General features: G+C 34.8%; 17 protein-coding genes. 9 read left to right on the forward strand and 8 right to left on the reverse strand.

Translation table 11 applies throughout. The features are described from left to right. The first annotated feature begins 2 nt into the window (after nucleotides 1-2). The 5 genes from OGZ34_RS08145 (at nucleotide 3) to tsaB (ending at nucleotide 5,895) form a co-directional block, all read left to right on the forward strand. Nucleotides 3-1,268 (forward strand): ABC transporter permease, encoded by a 1,266-nt coding sequence (locus OGZ34_RS08145; protein WP_263362700.1) that lies wholly within the window; start codon nucleotides 3-5, stop codon nucleotides 1,266-1,268. Nucleotides 1,269-1,308: 40 nt separating this feature from the next. Then, nucleotides 1,309-2,424: an efflux RND transporter periplasmic adaptor subunit gene (locus OGZ34_RS08150; protein WP_263362701.1), complete on the forward strand. Its 1,116-nt coding sequence runs from the start codon at nucleotides 1,309-1,311 to the stop codon at nucleotides 2,422-2,424. Nucleotides 2,425-2,505: 81 nt separating this feature from the next. Continuing rightward, a complete protein-coding gene (locus OGZ34_RS08155; protein WP_173965434.1) occupies nucleotides 2,506-3,888 on the forward strand; it encodes a TolC family protein in 1,383 nt (460 codons plus the stop codon). Between the two features lie 6 nt (nucleotides 3,889-3,894). Further along, complete coding sequence (locus OGZ34_RS08160; RefSeq protein WP_263362702.1) at nucleotides 3,895-5,187, forward strand: efflux RND transporter periplasmic adaptor subunit; 1,293 nt, start codon at nucleotides 3,895-3,897, stop codon at nucleotides 5,185-5,187. A 33-nt stretch (nucleotides 5,188-5,220) separates the two neighbouring features. After that, the gene (gene tsaB / locus OGZ34_RS08165) at nucleotides 5,221-5,895 is read left to right on the forward strand and encodes a tRNA (adenosine(37)-N6)-threonylcarbamoyltransferase complex dimerization subunit type 1 TsaB (RefSeq protein ID WP_263362703.1); all 675 of its coding nucleotides are present in this window, start codon (nucleotides 5,221-5,223) and stop codon (nucleotides 5,893-5,895) included. 7 nt (nucleotides 5,896-5,902) lie between these two features. Here the strand turns inward: tsaB and OGZ34_RS08170 are convergent, their stop codons facing one another. The 3 genes from OGZ34_RS08170 to OGZ34_RS08180 form a co-directional block, all read right to left on the reverse strand. Further along, nucleotides 5,903-6,715, reverse strand: a complete 813-nt coding sequence (locus OGZ34_RS08170) for a mechanosensitive ion channel family protein (protein WP_173965437.1) — start codon at nucleotides 6,713-6,715, stop codon at nucleotides 5,903-5,905. A gap of 87 nt (nucleotides 6,716-6,802) precedes the next feature. Next, the gene (locus OGZ34_RS08175) at nucleotides 6,803-7,210 is read right to left on the reverse strand and encodes a YtxH domain-containing protein (protein WP_263362704.1); all 408 of its coding nucleotides are present in this window, start codon (nucleotides 7,208-7,210) and stop codon (nucleotides 6,803-6,805) included. 163 nt (nucleotides 7,211-7,373) lie between these two features. Continuing rightward, nucleotides 7,374-8,273 carry a NifU family protein gene (locus tag OGZ34_RS08180; protein ID WP_263362705.1) on the reverse strand — a complete coding sequence of 300 codons (900 nt, stop codon included), beginning with the start codon at nucleotides 8,271-8,273 and terminating at the stop codon, nucleotides 7,374-7,376. A 143-nt stretch (nucleotides 8,274-8,416) separates the two neighbouring features. Here OGZ34_RS08180 and OGZ34_RS08185 point away from each other — a divergent pair, with 143 nt between their 5' ends. Together OGZ34_RS08185 and OGZ34_RS08190 are read left to right on the forward strand one after the other, a co-directional pair. Continuing rightward, nucleotides 8,417-9,406, forward strand: a complete 990-nt coding sequence (locus OGZ34_RS08185) for a PorP/SprF family type IX secretion system membrane protein (RefSeq protein ID WP_263362706.1) — start codon at nucleotides 8,417-8,419, stop codon at nucleotides 9,404-9,406. A gap of 9 nt (nucleotides 9,407-9,415) precedes the next feature. Next, nucleotides 9,416-9,934 (forward strand): gamma carbonic anhydrase family protein, encoded by a 519-nt coding sequence (locus tag OGZ34_RS08190; RefSeq protein ID WP_173965440.1) that lies wholly within the window; start codon nucleotides 9,416-9,418, stop codon nucleotides 9,932-9,934. Between the two features lie 86 nt (nucleotides 9,935-10,020). Here the strand turns inward: OGZ34_RS08190 and OGZ34_RS08195 are convergent, their stop codons facing one another. The 5 genes from OGZ34_RS08195 to OGZ34_RS08215 all read right to left on the reverse strand — a co-directional run bounded on the left by OGZ34_RS08195 (nucleotide 10,021) and on the right by OGZ34_RS08215 (nucleotide 14,197). Further along, a complete protein-coding gene (locus OGZ34_RS08195; RefSeq protein WP_173965441.1) occupies nucleotides 10,021-10,737 on the reverse strand; it encodes a LytR/AlgR family response regulator transcription factor in 717 nt (238 codons plus the stop codon). A gap of 167 nt (nucleotides 10,738-10,904) precedes the next feature. Next, nucleotides 10,905-12,011 (reverse strand): sensor histidine kinase, encoded by a 1,107-nt coding sequence (locus OGZ34_RS08200; RefSeq protein ID WP_173965442.1) that lies wholly within the window; start codon nucleotides 12,009-12,011, stop codon nucleotides 10,905-10,907. Then, nucleotides 12,012-12,284, reverse strand: coding sequence for a DUF4907 domain-containing protein (locus OGZ34_RS08205; protein WP_263362707.1), 273 nt, complete (start codon nucleotides 12,282-12,284; stop codon nucleotides 12,012-12,014). Between the two features lie 49 nt (nucleotides 12,285-12,333). Beyond that, nucleotides 12,334-13,338, reverse strand: coding sequence for a Kelch repeat-containing protein (locus OGZ34_RS08210; protein ID WP_263362708.1), 1,005 nt, complete (start codon nucleotides 13,336-13,338; stop codon nucleotides 12,334-12,336). A 16-nt stretch (nucleotides 13,339-13,354) separates the two neighbouring features. After that, a complete protein-coding gene (locus OGZ34_RS08215) occupies nucleotides 13,355-14,197 on the reverse strand; it encodes a DUF6268 family outer membrane beta-barrel protein (protein ID WP_263362709.1) in 843 nt (280 codons plus the stop codon). A 232-nt stretch (nucleotides 14,198-14,429) separates the two neighbouring features. Between OGZ34_RS08215 and OGZ34_RS08220 the strand changes: the two genes are divergently transcribed. Then, on the forward strand, nucleotides 14,430-15,758 hold the full coding sequence (locus OGZ34_RS08220; protein ID WP_263362710.1) for a DUF4270 domain-containing protein: 1,329 nt from the start codon (nucleotides 14,430-14,432) through the stop codon (nucleotides 15,756-15,758). Next, a complete protein-coding gene (locus OGZ34_RS08225; protein WP_263362711.1) occupies nucleotides 15,759-16,994 on the forward strand; it encodes an aromatic hydrocarbon degradation protein in 1,236 nt (411 codons plus the stop codon). It begins immediately after the preceding gene. Nucleotides 16,995-16,997 lie beyond the last annotated feature (3 nt).

Here is a 16,997-nt window from a genome sequence, read left to right on the forward strand (position 1 = left end):
TTATGTTTAAAAAAGATAATTGGGACGAGATTTTACAGGCTTTGACGGCCAACGTTTTCAGAACGATTCTAACTGCTTTTGGGGTGTTCTGGGGGATCTTTATTTTGGTCATTTTACTGGCAGCTGGAAATGGTTTGGAGAATGGTGTGAAAAAAGATTTTGACGGAATTGCGACAAATACCATGTTTATGTGGAGTCAAACAACATCAAAAGCTTACAAAGGTTTGCCTAAAACACGTCGTTATGATTTTAGAAATAGTGATGTTGGTGCTTTAAAAGCAGCCTTGCCGGATTTGTTATATGTGTCACCACGAAATCAGCTGGGGGATTTTAACGGGAGTAATAATGTGGTTCGCGGTACAAAAACTTCGGCATTTACCATTTACGGGGATTACCCGGAGTTGATCAAACAGCAACCGATGGATATTATCAAAGGACGATTTGTTAATCAACAGGATATTCTTGAGAGACGAAAAGTTGCAGTAATTGGTAAAGGTGTTATCAGTGAGCTTTATGGAAAAGGAGAGGAAGCAATTGGGACATATGTGAAAATCAACGGAATCAATTTTATGGTTGTCGGAGTTTATAATTCAAAACAACAAGGAGGAAATGCAGAACAGGAACAGAAAAATATATTTATTCCGTTTACCACTTTTCAACAAGCCTTTAATTATGGGGATAAAGTTGGCTGGATGGCACTTACTGCAAAAGATGAAACTTCGATTACCGATTTAAAGCCAAAAATTCTGGAAATCATTAAAGCACTTCATTCTGTAAATCCTACAGATGAGCGTGCTGTAGGTAATTTTGATTTGTACGAGCAGTTTAATAAAGTGCAAAGTTTGTTTAATATCTTGAAAATCATTGCTTATTTTGTGGGAACATTGGTTTTGATTTCGGGAGTAATTGGTATTTCAAATATTATGCTTATTGTAGTTAAAGAACGTACCAAAGAAATAGGTATTCGCCGGGCTTTAGGGGCTACCCCTGCTGCTATTCGAGGGCAAATTTTAGCTGAATCTATATTTTTGACGATCATTTCAGGTATGCTGGGTATTGCAGTGGCAACCGGAATTATAGCAATTCTAAACATGGTTTTAGATTCGATGCCTCCGGAAAGCAATATGATGTTTGCTAATCCAAGCGTCGATTTAGGAGTTGTATTTGTGGCTTTGATCATATTAGTAGGATCTGGTTTGCTAGCGGGATTTATTCCGGCACAGACCGCAATTAATGTAAAGCCGGTAGATGCTTTGCGAACAGAATAAATTATCAATCAGAATATAATCGAATTAAACTGAAAACACAATGAAAAAAGGAGTAACCGTAACCATTTTAATCTTTATTGCTATAGTTTTTTTTGGCGCACTATATTACTTGTACGCTAAGAACCAAGAATCTCCGATTGTTTTTAAAACGGAGAAAGCAGAGATTAAAACGATCGTGAAGAATACAATTGCAACGGGTAATATTCAGCCTAATGAAGAGGTCTTAATCAAACCAAACATCTCAGGTATTATCGAAGAAGTGTATATCAAAGCGGGAGAGAAAATTAAGGCAGGCGATATGATCGCAAAAATCAGAGTTGTAGCCAATGTTTCTAATGTTAGTAGTACCCAAAATCAGGTACAGACAAGTAAAATTGCTTTAGACAATCAGGAGAAAATTTACCAAAGACAAAAAACATTATTTGACAAAGATGTAATTTCTGCAAACGATTTTGATGCTGCACAATTGGCATACAAACAGGCAAAACAAAACTATCTTGCTGCCAAACAAAGTTTGGATATTGTAAAAACAGGAACAACAACATCACTAGGAAATTATGCCAACACTTTAATTCGTTCAACGGTAAATGGAATGGTATTGGCGGTTCCGGTTAAAGTAGGAAATCAGGTTATTGAAAGTAATAATTTTAATGAAGGAACTACTATTGCAAGTGTTGCAGATGTAGGAAGAATGATTTTCATTGGAAAAATTGATGAATCTGAAGTAGGAAAGATCAAAGAAAGAATGCCAATTGAGATCACAGTTGGAGCTATCGAAAACAAGAAGTTTGATGCAGTTCTGACCGATATAGCTCCTAAGGGAGTTGTGGAAAACGGAGCAATCCAGTTTGAAATTAAAGCGGCTTTAGAGAATAGAGATGCGACTTTTATCAGAGCAGGTTTAAGTGCTAATGCTTCGATTATCTTAGAAAAAGCAGATAAAGTTTTAGCAATCAAAGAATCATTGGTGCAATTTGATAAAAAAACGCAAAAGCCATATGTTGAGATTGAAACTACTCCTCAAAAATTTCAAAGAAAAGATTTGGTTTTAGGAGTTAGTGACGGAATTTATGTTCAGGTGAAAAGCGGAATTAAAGCTTCGGATAAAATTAAAATCTGGAATCAGGGATTGATTACTGAAACAGAAAAGAAATAATTGGGACAAATAAAGAGTTTTTGGTTTTTAAAAAAATGTTAAATTTGCGTAGTAGGGTTACTATGCTTTCATTCAAAATATATGAAAATAAATAAATATAATAGTCTGGTTTTTGCGATGTTATTTGGGTTTGGCTTATCTGGCCAGGCGCAGGCAAAGAAATGGACCTTGGAAGAATGTGTTCGTTATGCATTAGAAAATAATATTACGATAAAGTTGTCAGAACTGGATGTTCAAAATGCAGCGATTGACAAAAGGGCTGCCTTTGGAAGTTATCTTCCGTCAGTAAGTGGTAATGCATCACATTCCTGGAACATTGGTTTGAATCAGGATCTTACAACCGGTCTTTTGCGTAATCAAACGACACAGTACTCTTCTGTAGGTTTAAGTGCGGGAGTTGATATTTATAAAGGTTTGCAAATTCAAAATACGTATAGAAGAACAAAACTTGCCATCATAGCTTCACAATATCAATTGCTGAAAATTCAGGAAGATATTTCACTGAATGTGGCCAATGCCTTCCTTCAGATCCTTTCGAATAAAGAAGATTTAAAAATAAAACAAGAACAGCTAACCATTGATGAAAAACGTTTGGCACGTTCTGAAGAAATGGTTAATGCCGGGACTATTCCCAGAGGTGATTTGTTTGATTTAAAAGCAACTGTGGCAACTGATAAACAAAATATCACCGTTTCAGAAAATAATTTCTTAATCTCAAAATTGAGTTTGGCCCAACTTTTACAACTAAAAGAATTTACAGATTTTGATGTGGTAGATGATACTAACGCAAAAGATGAAAATAACATTATGGCTCAAACTCCGGATGAGATTTACAACAAAGCAAAAGAAACAAGAACTGAACTAAAACTGGCGCAAACCAATCTTGAAATTGCACAGAAAAGTGTTACTATTGCAAAAGGAGCTTATCAGCCAACATTAAGAGGATTCTATGGATTCGATACCAGAGCGAGTTACAGTGACCGAACCAGACTGGATGAAAATAATAAACCCTATTCTGTAGGGCCGGATCCGATATTTAAACAGTTCAGTGATAATAAAGGACATAATTTTGGTTTTCGTTTAGATGTGCCAATTTTTAATGGTTTTTCAATTCGAAATAATGTAGAGCGCAGTAAAGTAAGTTTAGAAAAATCTAAAATAGATTTAGAGCAAAAAAGTTTAGATTTGCAACGTAATGTTTATACAGCTTTTACAAATGCGAAAGGAGCTTTAAATACTTACGAATCGTCTACCGTAACATTAGAAGCAAGACAGCAGGCCTATAACTATGCGAAAGAAAAGTATGATGTAGGTTTAATGAATTCTTTTGATTTTACTCAGGCACAAACATTGTTAACAAATGCGCAGTCCGATGTGATCCGAACAAAATACGATTACATATTTAAAATAAAAATATTAGAATTCTACTTTGGAATTCCAATTGTTCCAATTGTTACAAAATAATTTATTATGTCTAAAAAAACGATTTATCTTTTAGTAGGTGGCGCAGTAGTGCTTATAGCAGTTTTAGTTGGTCTTTCGAAAGCAGGAGTTATTGGGAATAAGGATGAAGGAACAGAAGTAGAAATTTCAAAAGTAGTAGCTTCAACAATTGTTGAAACAGTTTCTGCCACGGGTAAAATCCAACCTGAGATAGAAGTTAAATTATCGTCAATGGTTTCGGGTGAAATTATTGCGTTAAACGTAAAAGAAGGTCAGGTGGTTAAAAAAGGAGATTTATTGGTAAAAATAAACCCTGATTTGTATACCTCAGGTTTAGAACGTTCTGTTGCTAACTTGTCTGGTACTAAGGCTGGTTTAACACAGTCCCAGGCTAGTTTTAAAGAAGCAAAGGCAAGTTACGATCGTAATAAAACGCTATATGAAAAGGGAGTAATCTCAAAATCGGATTGGGATAAAGCAATTTCGACTTATGAAGTAGCCAAGGCGACCCAACAAAATGCGTATTATAATGTTAAGAGCGCTTCGGCATCAGTAACAGAAGCCAGAGACAATTTAGGACGTACTTTAATTTATGCTCCTGCTGATGGAACAATTTCAGTTTTAAATGTTGAATTGGGAGAGCGTGTTTTGGGAACGCAGCAAATGGCAGGAACAGAGCTTTTGCGTGTGGCGAACCTTAACAATATGGAAGTAGAAGTGGATGTAAACGAAAATGATATCGTTAAAGTAAAAATTGGCGATGAAGCAAACGTTGAAGTTGATGCCTATTTAAAAAAGAAATTTAAAGGTACTGTAACTAGTATTTCTAATTCTGCGAGTACAGCGTTAACTTCAGATCAGGTGACGAACTTTAAAGTGAAAGTGCGTATCCTGAAAGAATCTTATCAAGACTTACTGGAAGGACAACCCAATACCTATTCACCTTTCAGACCCGGAATGACCGCTACAGTCGATATTATTACCAAAACTAAAAAGAATGTTTTGGCAGTGCCTATTAGTTCAGTTGTTGTGAAATCAGATACTACTGCCGTAAAAGACTTTAAAGTAGATGATCCGAACGAAGACAAAAAAGCAGCTCCGAAAAGCGATAAGAAGTTTGAGTGTGTTTTTGTAAGAGTAGGAGATAAGGCTAAAATAAGAGTTATTAAAACGGGTATTCAGGACGATACTAATATCGAGGTAATGTCAGGACTAAAATCGGGAGATGTTGTGATCACAGGGCCCTATACTACCGTTTCTAAAGATTTAAATTCTGGAGATAAAGTAAAGCTTAAAACAGCAGATGCTCCTAAGAAATAATTTATATTACTATCAATTTTAAAAATACACACATTGTCTTTTATTCTCAATATTGAAACAGCTACTAAAAATTGCTCCGTATCCATTGCTAAAAATGGAGAAACAATTATATGCAGGGAAATAGCCGAAGAAGGTTATTCGCACGCCGAAAAACTACATGTTTTTATCGAAGAAGTAATTGCTGAAGCGGGTATCGCAGTTGAGGATTTGGTGGCTGTTGCTGTGAGTCAGGGACCAGGTTCTTATACCGGCCTGCGCATTGGTGTTTCGGCAGCCAAAGGATTATGTTTTGCTTTAAACATTCCGTTGATTGCGGTTGATACTTTACAAACCTTGGCGTCACAGGCCAAAGTTGCCGAAGGAAAAATTATTCCGATGCTCGATGCCAGAAGAATGGAAGTTTATAGTGAAGTGTTTACAGCGGATTTAAAAGTAGAAAGAACGATTCAGGCTGAAGTTATTACTGAAGACTCTTTTAAAGAGTATACAGAGACTGTTTATTTTGTGGGAGATTGCGCCGATAAATGTAAAACAGTTTTAACCCAGCCGAATTTTGTTTTTTTAGAAGAGATCAGATATCCTTCTGCTGCTGCAATGAGTAAAATCAGTTATGATAAATATCAAAAAAGCGACACTGTTGATGTCGCTTATTTTGAACCTTACTATTTAAAAGATTTTATGATGGCGCCTCCATCAAAAAAAGGCTAAAACCTTTTTATTTTTGAAGTGTATACGGCTGAACTGAAATTCCGGCTTCATCTAAAGCTGCTTTGCAATTTTCTAAAGTCTCAGAAAAGACAGCTCCGTAATTAGCATTTTTTGCCCATGGACGTACTGCGAACTCTACTGAACTGGCTGTTAGGTTTTTAACAAAAACTTCTGCGGCAGGCTTTTTAAGCACTTTCGGATTGTTGTTTAAAACGTTCAGCAGAATGTCTTTTGCCTTTTTGATATCAGAATCATAAGAAACGGCAAAAGTAAGATCTGCTCTACGTTCCCCCTGCATCGAATAATTGATAATCGTTCCGTTTGATAAAGCCCCGTTAGGTACAAAAACTGTTTGATTGTTGGCTGTTAACATCTTGGTTACAAAAATCTGAATTTCTACCACTGTCGCAATAATTCCACCCGAGGTTTCGATTGTATCGCCAACTTTGAAAGGTTTGAAAACAATAATTAGCATTCCTCCTGCAAAGTTTGAAAGTGACCCTTGCAAAGACAAACCTACCGCAAGTCCCATGGCTCCTAATATGGCAACAAATGACGAAGTTTCGATACCTAGTTTTGAAATAAAAGTCACAAACAATAAAATTCGGAGTGCCCAAATTAAGATGTCAGAAAGGAATCGGGTTAAAGTAGGATCCAAATTTCTTTGCACCATTATTTTTGTAATGATTCTGTTTATTAATCTGATGGCATAGATTCCGACAAATAAAATGATGAATGCCGAGATTAATTTTGGAGAATAATCAATTAATACGTTAATAAATTTAGTAGCATAATTGCTAATCTGTTCTGAATTGTACATATTTTTAGAATAAAAAAACCTTCCCAAAGAGAAGGTATATTAGTTTTGCAAATATAAAGATATTTCCCGGTATAAGAAAAAGGAGTTTTATTCCTTCTTAGGAGCTTTGTCAATAACTTCATCTGCTTTAGTGGCTGCTTTTTCGCTGATATCGGCTACAGTTTCTGAAACAATTGTCTTGGTTTCCCCGGTAAGTTCACTTGTTTTTTCTTTTACGGTATCGATTACATCGCCTATAGAGTCGGACGCTTTCTCAACATATTCGCTAACAATGTCTTTCGCCTGATGCGCATACTCCGTTGCCGTTTCAATCAGTGGCTCTGATGCTTCTTTGGCTTTTGTGAAAGTTTCTTCGGCAAAGGTCTCTGCTTTATCAATATAAGGAGCAGCAGCTTCTTTGGCCTGTTCAAAAGTAGTTTCGGCCTGGTGTGCCAAATCAGAAGCAGAATCTTTGGCTGTGCCAAACAAATTCTTAAAGAATGAAGATAATCCCATAGTTTTGATATTGATTAGTTTAGAATACAATATTAACTATTTTTAAAGAATTATAACATTTTTACAGTAATAATTTGTTGATAATAAGTGAGATATGTTTTTTTTATAAAAAAAGCGCCTACCATTGGCAGACGCTTTTTGTTCTTTTTATCGTATAAAAAAGTTAAGCATTTAAAGCTTCTACTTTAATCCCTTCATCGTTTAACATGCTTTTCAGCATATTTTCGATTCCACTTTTTAAAGTGAAAGTAGAAGATGGGCAACCACTACAAGCTCCTTGTAGAATTACCTTTACTGTTTTATCCTCTTCATTATAAGAGTCAAAAGCAATATTTCCACCATCAGCAGCAACTGCAGGTTTTACATACTCCTCTAGAATGTTTATGATTTGTTGTGAGGTAACATCTAATTTATCAAAAGCTTCGTCTTTTGTAATATCATTTTTAGTGGCTACTTCAATAAGGCTTTCGTCTAAAACAGTTCCTCCATTTTCAATAAACTGCTTAATAAAAGTTCTTACTTCAAGAGTAATTTCCTGCCAGTCGTTGATGTCGTATTTGGTTACCGAAATGTAGTTTTCATCAATAAAAACTTCTTTCACATACGGAAATTTGAATAATTCTTTGGCTAATGGAGAAGAAGCAGTCTGATCGATGTTTTTATACTCAACAGCATTTCTGGTCAGCATTCTGCTCACCACAAATTTTAGAGCTGCAGGATTTGGAGTTGTTTCTCCATAAACCGTAATAGGTTGTTTTTTGGTTTGGGTTTCTTCAACTTTAATGATTACGCCTCCCTTGTCTACAAATGATGTAATTTGTTCAGCAACAGCGTCTTTTACATCGTCCCATTCTACAATACTATATCTTTCGATTGCGATAAAGTTTCCTGAAATATAAACGGTTTTTACGAACGGTAAATAGAATAATTGTTGTGCTAAAGGAGATGCTTGTGCTTCGTCAATATTTTTGAATTCAAAACTTTGATTCTGAGTAATGAAATCCTCAAATTCGAACTTTAATATCGTAGGATTCTGAGTTTCTTTTATGGTGATTTTTGTCATGATTTGTAATTTTTCACAAATTTACTAAAGTTATTTTCTACTAATACCTATATTTGATTTTTTAATAAAATAATTAAGACTCTTTTCAAATTAATCGTATTAAATTAGAAGAGTGTAAAATATATTCGGTCAATATTGTCTTTATGAAATTTAGAATCAGGGTTTTATTGTTTTTTCTAATTGCATCAGCCTATTCTTATTCACAAGAAGGAATACCGGTTTACTCTGATTATTTATCAGATAATTATTATTTGATTCATCCGTCGATGGCAGGAGCGGCAAATTGTGCCAAAATAAGGCTGACCGCCAGAAAACAATGGTTTGGTCAGGAAGATGCTCCATCTTTGCAAACTTTGACTTTTAATGGCAGGATAGGAGAACGATCTGGTGCCGGGATTATTGTTTTTAATGATAAAAACGGTTACCATTCTCAAAAAGGGATAAAACTTACCTATGCGCATCATATTATGTTTTCAAGGGATGAATTTGATTTAAATCAGTTGTCATTTGGTATTAGTGGGGGAGTGATTCAGAGTCAATTGGATGAAACTAAATTTGGAAGTACTTTTGATCCAATCGTTTTCGGTTCCATTCAAAAAGATTCGTACTTTAATGTTGATATTGGAGCGTCGTACAATTATCTTGATTTTTATGCTCATGCAACGGTTCAGGGACTGCTGGAAACTAGAAGAGAATTATATACAGAATATGAGAGTAATAATCTGAGAAAATTTCTGTTAAGCGCAGGATATGTTTTTGGAAAAAAAAGTAAAGTAACCTGGGAACCTTCGGTATTGTTTCAGGTGTTCGATAAAACCAAAGAAAAATCTATTGATGTAAATCTTAAAGCATACAAAAACATGGACTTTGGAAGTTTATGGGCTGCCTTGTCTTACCGAAAAAGTTTTAATGGTACGCAATACAGCAGTACAAGTGGAGTAGCTGCACAAAAGCTGCAATATATTACACCGATCATTGGTGTAAACTATAAAAATTTTATGTTTGCCTACACTTATTCGCAAGTTACAGGCGATGTGAAATTTGATACAGGTGGTTATCACCAAATTACGCTGGGAATCAATTTATTTTGTAAAAAGGAACGTTACGACTGTAATTGTCCTGCAATTAACTAAAAAAATAGTATGCTAATTAAATCTGTAAATGGAAAAACACCTTTGATTCCAGAGGATTGTTATGTTGCTGAAAATGCTACAATTGTGGGTGAAGTTACTTTTGGAGCTTCTTGCAGTGTTTGGTTTAACGCCGTTATTCGCGGTGATGTTAACTTTATTACAATTGGAAATAAGGTGAATATTCAGGATGGGGCTGTTATTCATTGCACTTATCAAAAACACCCTACTATTATAGGAAATAATGTCTCGATAGGACATAATGCTATTGTTCACGGCTGTACGATTCACGATAATGTTTTGATCGGGATGGGTGCTATCGTTATGGACAATTGTGTTGTCGAAAGCAACTCAATTATTGCGGCTGGTGCTGTTGTTACCCAAAATACAGTAATTACTTCAGGAAGTATTTATGCGGGTGTTCCGGCTAAAAAAGTCAAGGACATCGATCAGTCAGATTTTGCAGGTGAAATTGAACGTATTTCAAACAATTACGTAATGTATTCCGGTTGGTTTAAAAATGAAGAATAAAAAAAATAATCAAAAAAATAGAAATTCCAAATTTCAAGGTTTGACACTTTTGGAATTTGGAATTTCTATTTTTGGAATTTAATAAATTATAAATTTATCCTTTCGAAAAAAGCTGTTTTATAACTTTCGCTAATTGGAATTCGTTTGTCACTAATCAAAACTTTATTTTTTTGAATGGATTTTACATGTTTTATATTGATGATATAAGAGCGGTGAATTCGCGAAAAACCTTTGTTTGAAAGCAGGTTTTCAAGTTTGATTAAACTAATTAGGGTAAGTGTAAATTTATTATCAATAGTATATATTTTTACGTAATCTTTAAGTCCTTCGATAAATAGTATATCAGAAAAATTCATTTTTACATTTTCGTATTCTGCTCTTACGAACATAAAATCCTGTTCTGTTTCAGCTCCGGCAGTGTTTTCAGAAATAGCCTGAACCGTTGTGGCCGGGTGTAAAACCTGCTGTGCCCGTACGACCGACTTTAGAAAACGATGGAACGGAATGGGTTTTACCAGATAATCTACTGCACCCAGATTAAAACCTTCTACAGCATAATCAGAAAAAGCGGTTGTAAAAATAACCAAGGGTTTCTTTTCAATCGTATTTAAAAAATCAATTCCGGAGAAATGGGGCATCTGTATGTCCAGAAAAATCAAATCAACATTGTTTTGATTGATAAAAGAAACAGCATCAATAGCATTGTTAAAAGTATGGACTAATTCCAGAGAATCTACTTTTCGAACAAAATCTTCCAGTAGCTCAACCGCTAAAGGTTCATCGTCTATAATTACACATTTCATCTGCTGAAGTTTTAATTTTAAAAATTTTGTTTAGAGCCAAAAGTACTTTTAAACCAGTAAAATAAGTTTTAAAATTATCATAAAATACGGGCCATATTTTAAATACCTCTTCTGTCTTCGGGGTCTTGTTATGAGGGAATTTTTTATGAAATTGTAATTCATCATATTCAATTAATTGCAGTTTGAATTTTATCTAATTCCAGATTCAAATGCACACGAAAATATTTGTCATCCTGCGTTATATCAAGTTTGTGCGCATTGGGATAGAGTAAATCCAGGCGGTTTTGGATATTCACTAATCCGATACCTGAATTTCCTGGATCTTTAATATAGTTTTCAATTGTATTTTCGATCCAGAAATCCAGACTGCTGTTCAGAATGAATATCTTAATTTTAACATGGGCTGCACCTTTATAATCTGTTCCGTATTTGAATGCATTTTCGACAAACGAAATCAATAACAGGGGCTCAATAAACTTGTTTCTGGTGTCTCCATGAACATTGATAACGATGTCTTCAATATTGTTTAATCTTAGTTTTTGTAGTTCAATGTAGTTTTGGATATAATTGATTTCTTTTTCTAAATCAACTGTTTTATTATCGGTTTCATACAGCATATACCGCATTAGTTCAGATAAGGTAACGATGGCATCAGGAACTAAATCAGATTTTTTGTGTGCCAGAGAATAAATACTATTTAAAGAATTGAATAAAAAATGCGGATTGGTTTGTTTGCGCAAATAAATTAATTCTGTATTTGTTCGATGGGTTTCGGCAATTAATTTGTTTTGCTGATTGTTGTAAAATTCTGTTAGTGTTCTGATAATAGCACTGATGGTGATGATTAAAATATAAAAAAAAGAAGGGCCAATTTTAAAAAACAAAGGCTGTCTTGTCGCTAAGACCGCTCTTACTCTTGTTCCTCTGTACATTAATTTAAGATCACCTGGAGGAGGTAAATTTTTTAGAGGTCTTGCCTGACTAAAATCAGGAATAAAATAATTGATTCTGATAATCATAAAAAGCAAAATCAGGACAAATACAAACACAAAATAGAGCCAGTATTTTTTCTCTAAAAGTAAAACAGGAACCAGATAAAAATAGTTCAGATAAAACAAAACAATTCCCGTACTCCACTGCACATAAAAATCAGTACTGACTTTAAACGGACTTTCATAAAATTGAATTAATGAAGTCAGAATAAAGAAAACCCAGATGATAGCATGAAGCAAAATTTTGTTTGAACTTGTATTTCTGATTGTATCGAGTTTCATTTATAATTTTATTTTTAATAAAATTAAATCATTTTTGGTTACTGTTGGCGATCTATTTTGATTGAGCCTGATTACGACTAAATTTGCCACTTTTAAAGCATCACTTTCTGTTACAAAACTTTTAGAGTCGTTAATGACGGGAATAATAGCCTGCTTGATAATGATTTTGTTCTTTAAAGCAATCGAATAACCCCAACCTGACGTAGTTTTGAAGGCTTCGATTTTAAAAGTTTCATTTTTCGCACAGGCTAAAAATTGTAAAATGAGTATCATAAGTAATACATTCTTCCAGATTTTACTCCAGAAGAACTGCATTTTTATTTTAGTTGTCATCACTTGTTTGCTCCTCTAAAGGTTTAAATTCCCAGGCATCGTCAAAATAAGTGGAGCCTGTTCTTCCCAACATATAAAAACCACGATTGTTGATCGCAAAACCTACAGCATCTGTTCGGCTGGCGCCTTCCATGGGTGTTTTTTCTGCCCATAAATCGGTAGTTGGATTATACTCCCAGATCGTTTTGATGTTTTCACCGCCTACAACATATCCTAAACCGTTCATTGTAAAACTTGAGGCATTTGAGCGAACAATAGCATAATCGTCATTGTAAGAGTTGTCATCATCGGTATCTTTATCGATGTCGCGTTTTCTGGTCCACACATCGGTTGCGGGATTAAATTCCCAAAAGTCTTCCTGATAAACACCGTTATTACTTCCTGTTCCAAGATAAACTTTATCGGCAATTACAAAAGCAGTTGCGTTACGTCTTTTATTTCCGCTAAAACCATTTACAAGAGTCCAGGCATTGGTCTGGTCGTTGTATTGATAGAAATCTTTCAGATAATTTCCGTCATAACCAGTCCCAAAATAAGCTTTTCCACCGGCCTGAAAACCTACTGCTGCGTAACGGCCCGTTCCGGCGAAATCAGTTTTTTGAGTCCAGGTATTGTTGGTGGGATTGTACTGATAAAAGTCTTTTAATTTATTCGTTCCGTCATAGCCCAAACCAATATAACCTTTTTGATTTAGAGCAAAAGCCGAGGCAGAACTTCTTCCGATGCCTGGAAAATCAGCTTTTTGTTCCCAGTAATCTCCGGTCGAATTATAAGACCATAAATCTTTTAAATAAACATCTCCGGTATAACCTGTTGCTACATAAGCATAATCGCCAATTACAAAACTAGTTGCACTGGATCTGGCTGGTCCGTCAAATGCGGACTTTTTAATCCAGTTTCCTATTAAATCTTCGTCGCTATCGTTGCTGCAGCCTATAAAAAAGAGGCTTGAAAACAACGCTGCGAATACTATTCCTTTTTTAAAATTATTCATAATGTATTAAGTTTATTTAGTGTTTGTATTTGATGCCAATTCCCAAGACATATCCGTTACCAGGATTAAAATCGTAGACTTTATGATTGTCTCTGTCAATCAGGTTGTATTTTTTGTTAAAATCATATCCGGCTTTAAAATTGAGAAACCAGTTTTTGTCTACATTTCTTTCATATTCAAATGCAGTAGTCATTTGTGACAAAGTAGTCTTTACAGCATTGTTAATCGATTGATTTGTGGCATTTAAATGATAAAAACTACCATTAAAACTATTGGTCAGTCTAAACTTGTTGCGGACAGTATTCGAGTAGGTAATCTTTGAATCCGGAAAACCAATTTGCAAACTGTTTTCATTGTTAAATGTATAGAGGAAAGACACTATAGGTAAGAACTTAGCATTGCCCAGTGCAGTCGATCTCGCAATTCCAATCTTAAGGCTTGCTCGTGAATTGAACTGTTGACTCATTTCTAAACTTCCCAAAAGAGAAAGATCGCTCAGATTGGCATTACTTTGGAAATTTAGCGTTGGGATAATCAAAAAATTCAAATTCATTGTATTTGAAAGATCATGTGAAATCTCAAATTTGTTTTGAATTTGATTGAATTGTTCTTCATCTTCTCTCGTTTTGTAACTCTCTAATTCATAATTCGCACTCAGATTCGAATATTCTAATGTGTTTGTTATTTTGGTTTTACCATTCAATTTATTGCTGTAGAAAATGTCAATACTGCTTTGGGTGAAATCAATTTTATTTGTTGGTTCCGTTTTTAAACTAAGGTTAATTTCAATTTGCTCCTGAGCTTTCATACTAAAAAACGAAATCAACAGAATCGAACTAATTAGGATTCTTATTTTCATTGTTTATTTATTGGTTCAAAAGTAGGAGGCTAATAGTTTTAAAAAAAAGAAGATATATGTATGGCTATTTTTGATAGACTAAACAGCCGTTTTTACGGCTGAATAGGGTATTGACTGGTGATTGATCTGTTATAGATGATTTATGGCTGTTTATAGTGCAAAAAAGCAGGACTGTATATGTTATGATGCAGCGCGAAAGAGGGGCGTTTATATTTGTTCAAAAAATTAGATTATGCACAAGTATATATTGATGTTGTTTTTAGCGATCGGCCTGTTTTCATGCGGAACCGATTCGGATGCAGGCGAGTTTGTGGTTGGCTCCGATTATCTGGCTGTAGGCAATAAGGTTATTTTGATTGATACCATGAGTGTAGAGGTGTCAACAATAAACTTTGACTCTTTGGTTACTTCCAATCAAAAGCGGATTTTGGTTGGGAATTATGAAGACCCGATTTATGGAAAAGTAAAATCGAACAGTTATTTTCAACTGGCTTCAGATTCTTATACTTTAAAAAATGACGGATCTGATACGGAAACTACCAACTATGTTTTTGATTCCATTTCGATGATTCTTAAATACGATAAGTACTATTATGGGGATACCACCAGAGTGCAGACATTTCATATTCATCGACTGATTCAGAAAGTAAAACCCAATACTGAGAATTACAATTTTTATAACAATTCGGTTTTAAGTTATAGTGATGAAAGTCTGGGCGCTATTTCATTCAAACCCAGACCAGTTGAGAAGGATTCTGTTAATATTAAGATGAGCAGTGCTTTTGGAGCCGCACTTTTTCAGAAACTCAAGAAGAGAGAAATCACAGATTTTGATAGTTTTAATGAATATTTAAAAGGGCTAGTTCTTGTTCCGTCTACTTCAAATTCAGGAAGTGTTATTGGCTTTCATGTGGCGACGAGTAAAGTGCGGCTGTATTATTCAAAATATCAGGCAAATACTGAGGAAATTCCGTACATCATTGATTTTGAAATTTCAGATGCGCAAAAGCAATTTAATTCTATTTCGTCGGATAAAACCGGGACAATAATTCAAAATTTGCCTCCCTCGAATAGTAAATTATCAAGTTTATTGACCAATCGACAGGGGTTTATTCAAGCTGGTACCGGAGTCGCTTGTAGGATTGATTTTCCAAACATTAAACAATTGAAGAATATTTCGGCTAATGGGGCAATTGTTGATGCGCAATTGGTTCTAAAAGCGGTTAACAATACCTACTCAGAAAAATACCCACTGGCAGATTCTTTAAAAATTTATGTAAGCGACAACTTAAACCGAATTAGTACTTCATTGGTCAATTCAGCCGGAACTGCAGTATTTGGTCTTTTGAATAAGAAGAGTGATGAGTTTAATGAAAATGTTGGTTATTCGATTCCGATTGGTTATTTCCTGCAGAAAGAAATGTTGAAACAATCTAATATCAGGTCCTCTCTTATTCTCACCTTACCCGGAATTTCCAAAACAGTGAATCGGATTGTTTTAGGTGATCAAAAACATTTGAACAATAAACTTCAGCTTAAAATTTATTACATCTCTTATTAAATGAAAACTAAAATTATCTGTTTAAGCTGTCTCATTTTGATGTCGCTTACTTCGTTTTCTCAAAGTATTTCAAGTTCTCCTTATTCGTTATATGGTCTAGGAAGTGTGTATGACTCCGATTTTGGAGATATTCCGTCTATTGGATCTTCGGGAATTGCTTTACCGTCTGCTACTTTTATCAATAATCTAAATCCAGCTTCCTTAGGGTATCTGCCACAGTACCATTTTATGTTTGATATTGGAGGAAAAGCCATTTCGACCACTTATCAAGGCAGTTCACGAAGCGAAAGTCGTAATAATTTTCAATTTTCACATTTGGCGTTTGCTTTTCCGGTAACTAAAAATTCAGGATTTAGTATCGCGATACGTCCATACTCGAGTGCGGCTTTTAAAATTTCGAACTTAAAATTACCAATAGAAAACAGTCAGGATTTTTATTATTTAACTGCGGCAGGTTCCGGCGGATTAAATAATTTAGATTTGTCTTATGGCTACCGATTCGGTAAGAAATTATCCGTTGGAGCTTCGGCATCTGTGCTGTTTGGAAATACAACCGACAACAGAAGTTTTTTAATCATGAATTCCGTCACAAGCATTCAAAAAAAAACAAATTACAATGGTCTGCGTGCAACATTAGGTGCTCAGTACCAAATTGATTCTACTTTTACCGTTGCAACAACTTTTAAAGTGCCAAGCCGGATAAAGGCGTCCAAAGTGCAGACTGTTCAAACCATTGCCGATGATGTAGTAACAACAATAGAGTCTAATGTAGCTTCGGATACAGATGATTATTATATGCCTTTAGAAATGGGTATCGGAATCAGTAAGCGTTTCAGGAACAATTTAAATATGACGCTCGATTATGAGAAAAGCTTGTGGGGCAATACCAATCAATCTGAATTGTACGGCAATTTTGTAAACCAGGATCGGTTTGCTTTGGGATTTACCTACAGTGGGAGAAAAAATGTTCGCAAATATTGGGATAGGGTACAGTATGCCGCAGGAGCAAATTTTGACACCGGTTATCTGGAAATTGATGGAAAAAGAATTAACAATGCTGCAATTTCAATAGGGCTTACTTTGCCCATCGAAAACACATATTCATCTTTAAATATTTCTTATTCGTATGGACAAAGAGGAAGGATTTCGGATAATCTAATCAAAGAAAATTATCATAAAATATCCCTTAATTTATCTTTGGACGGAATTTGGTTCGTCAAGCGAAAATTCGAGTAGTGC

This window comes from Flavobacterium collinsii, from assembly GCF_946903285.1.
Taxonomy (GTDB): Bacteria; Bacteroidota; Bacteroidia; order Flavobacteriales; family Flavobacteriaceae; genus Flavobacterium; species Flavobacterium collinsii.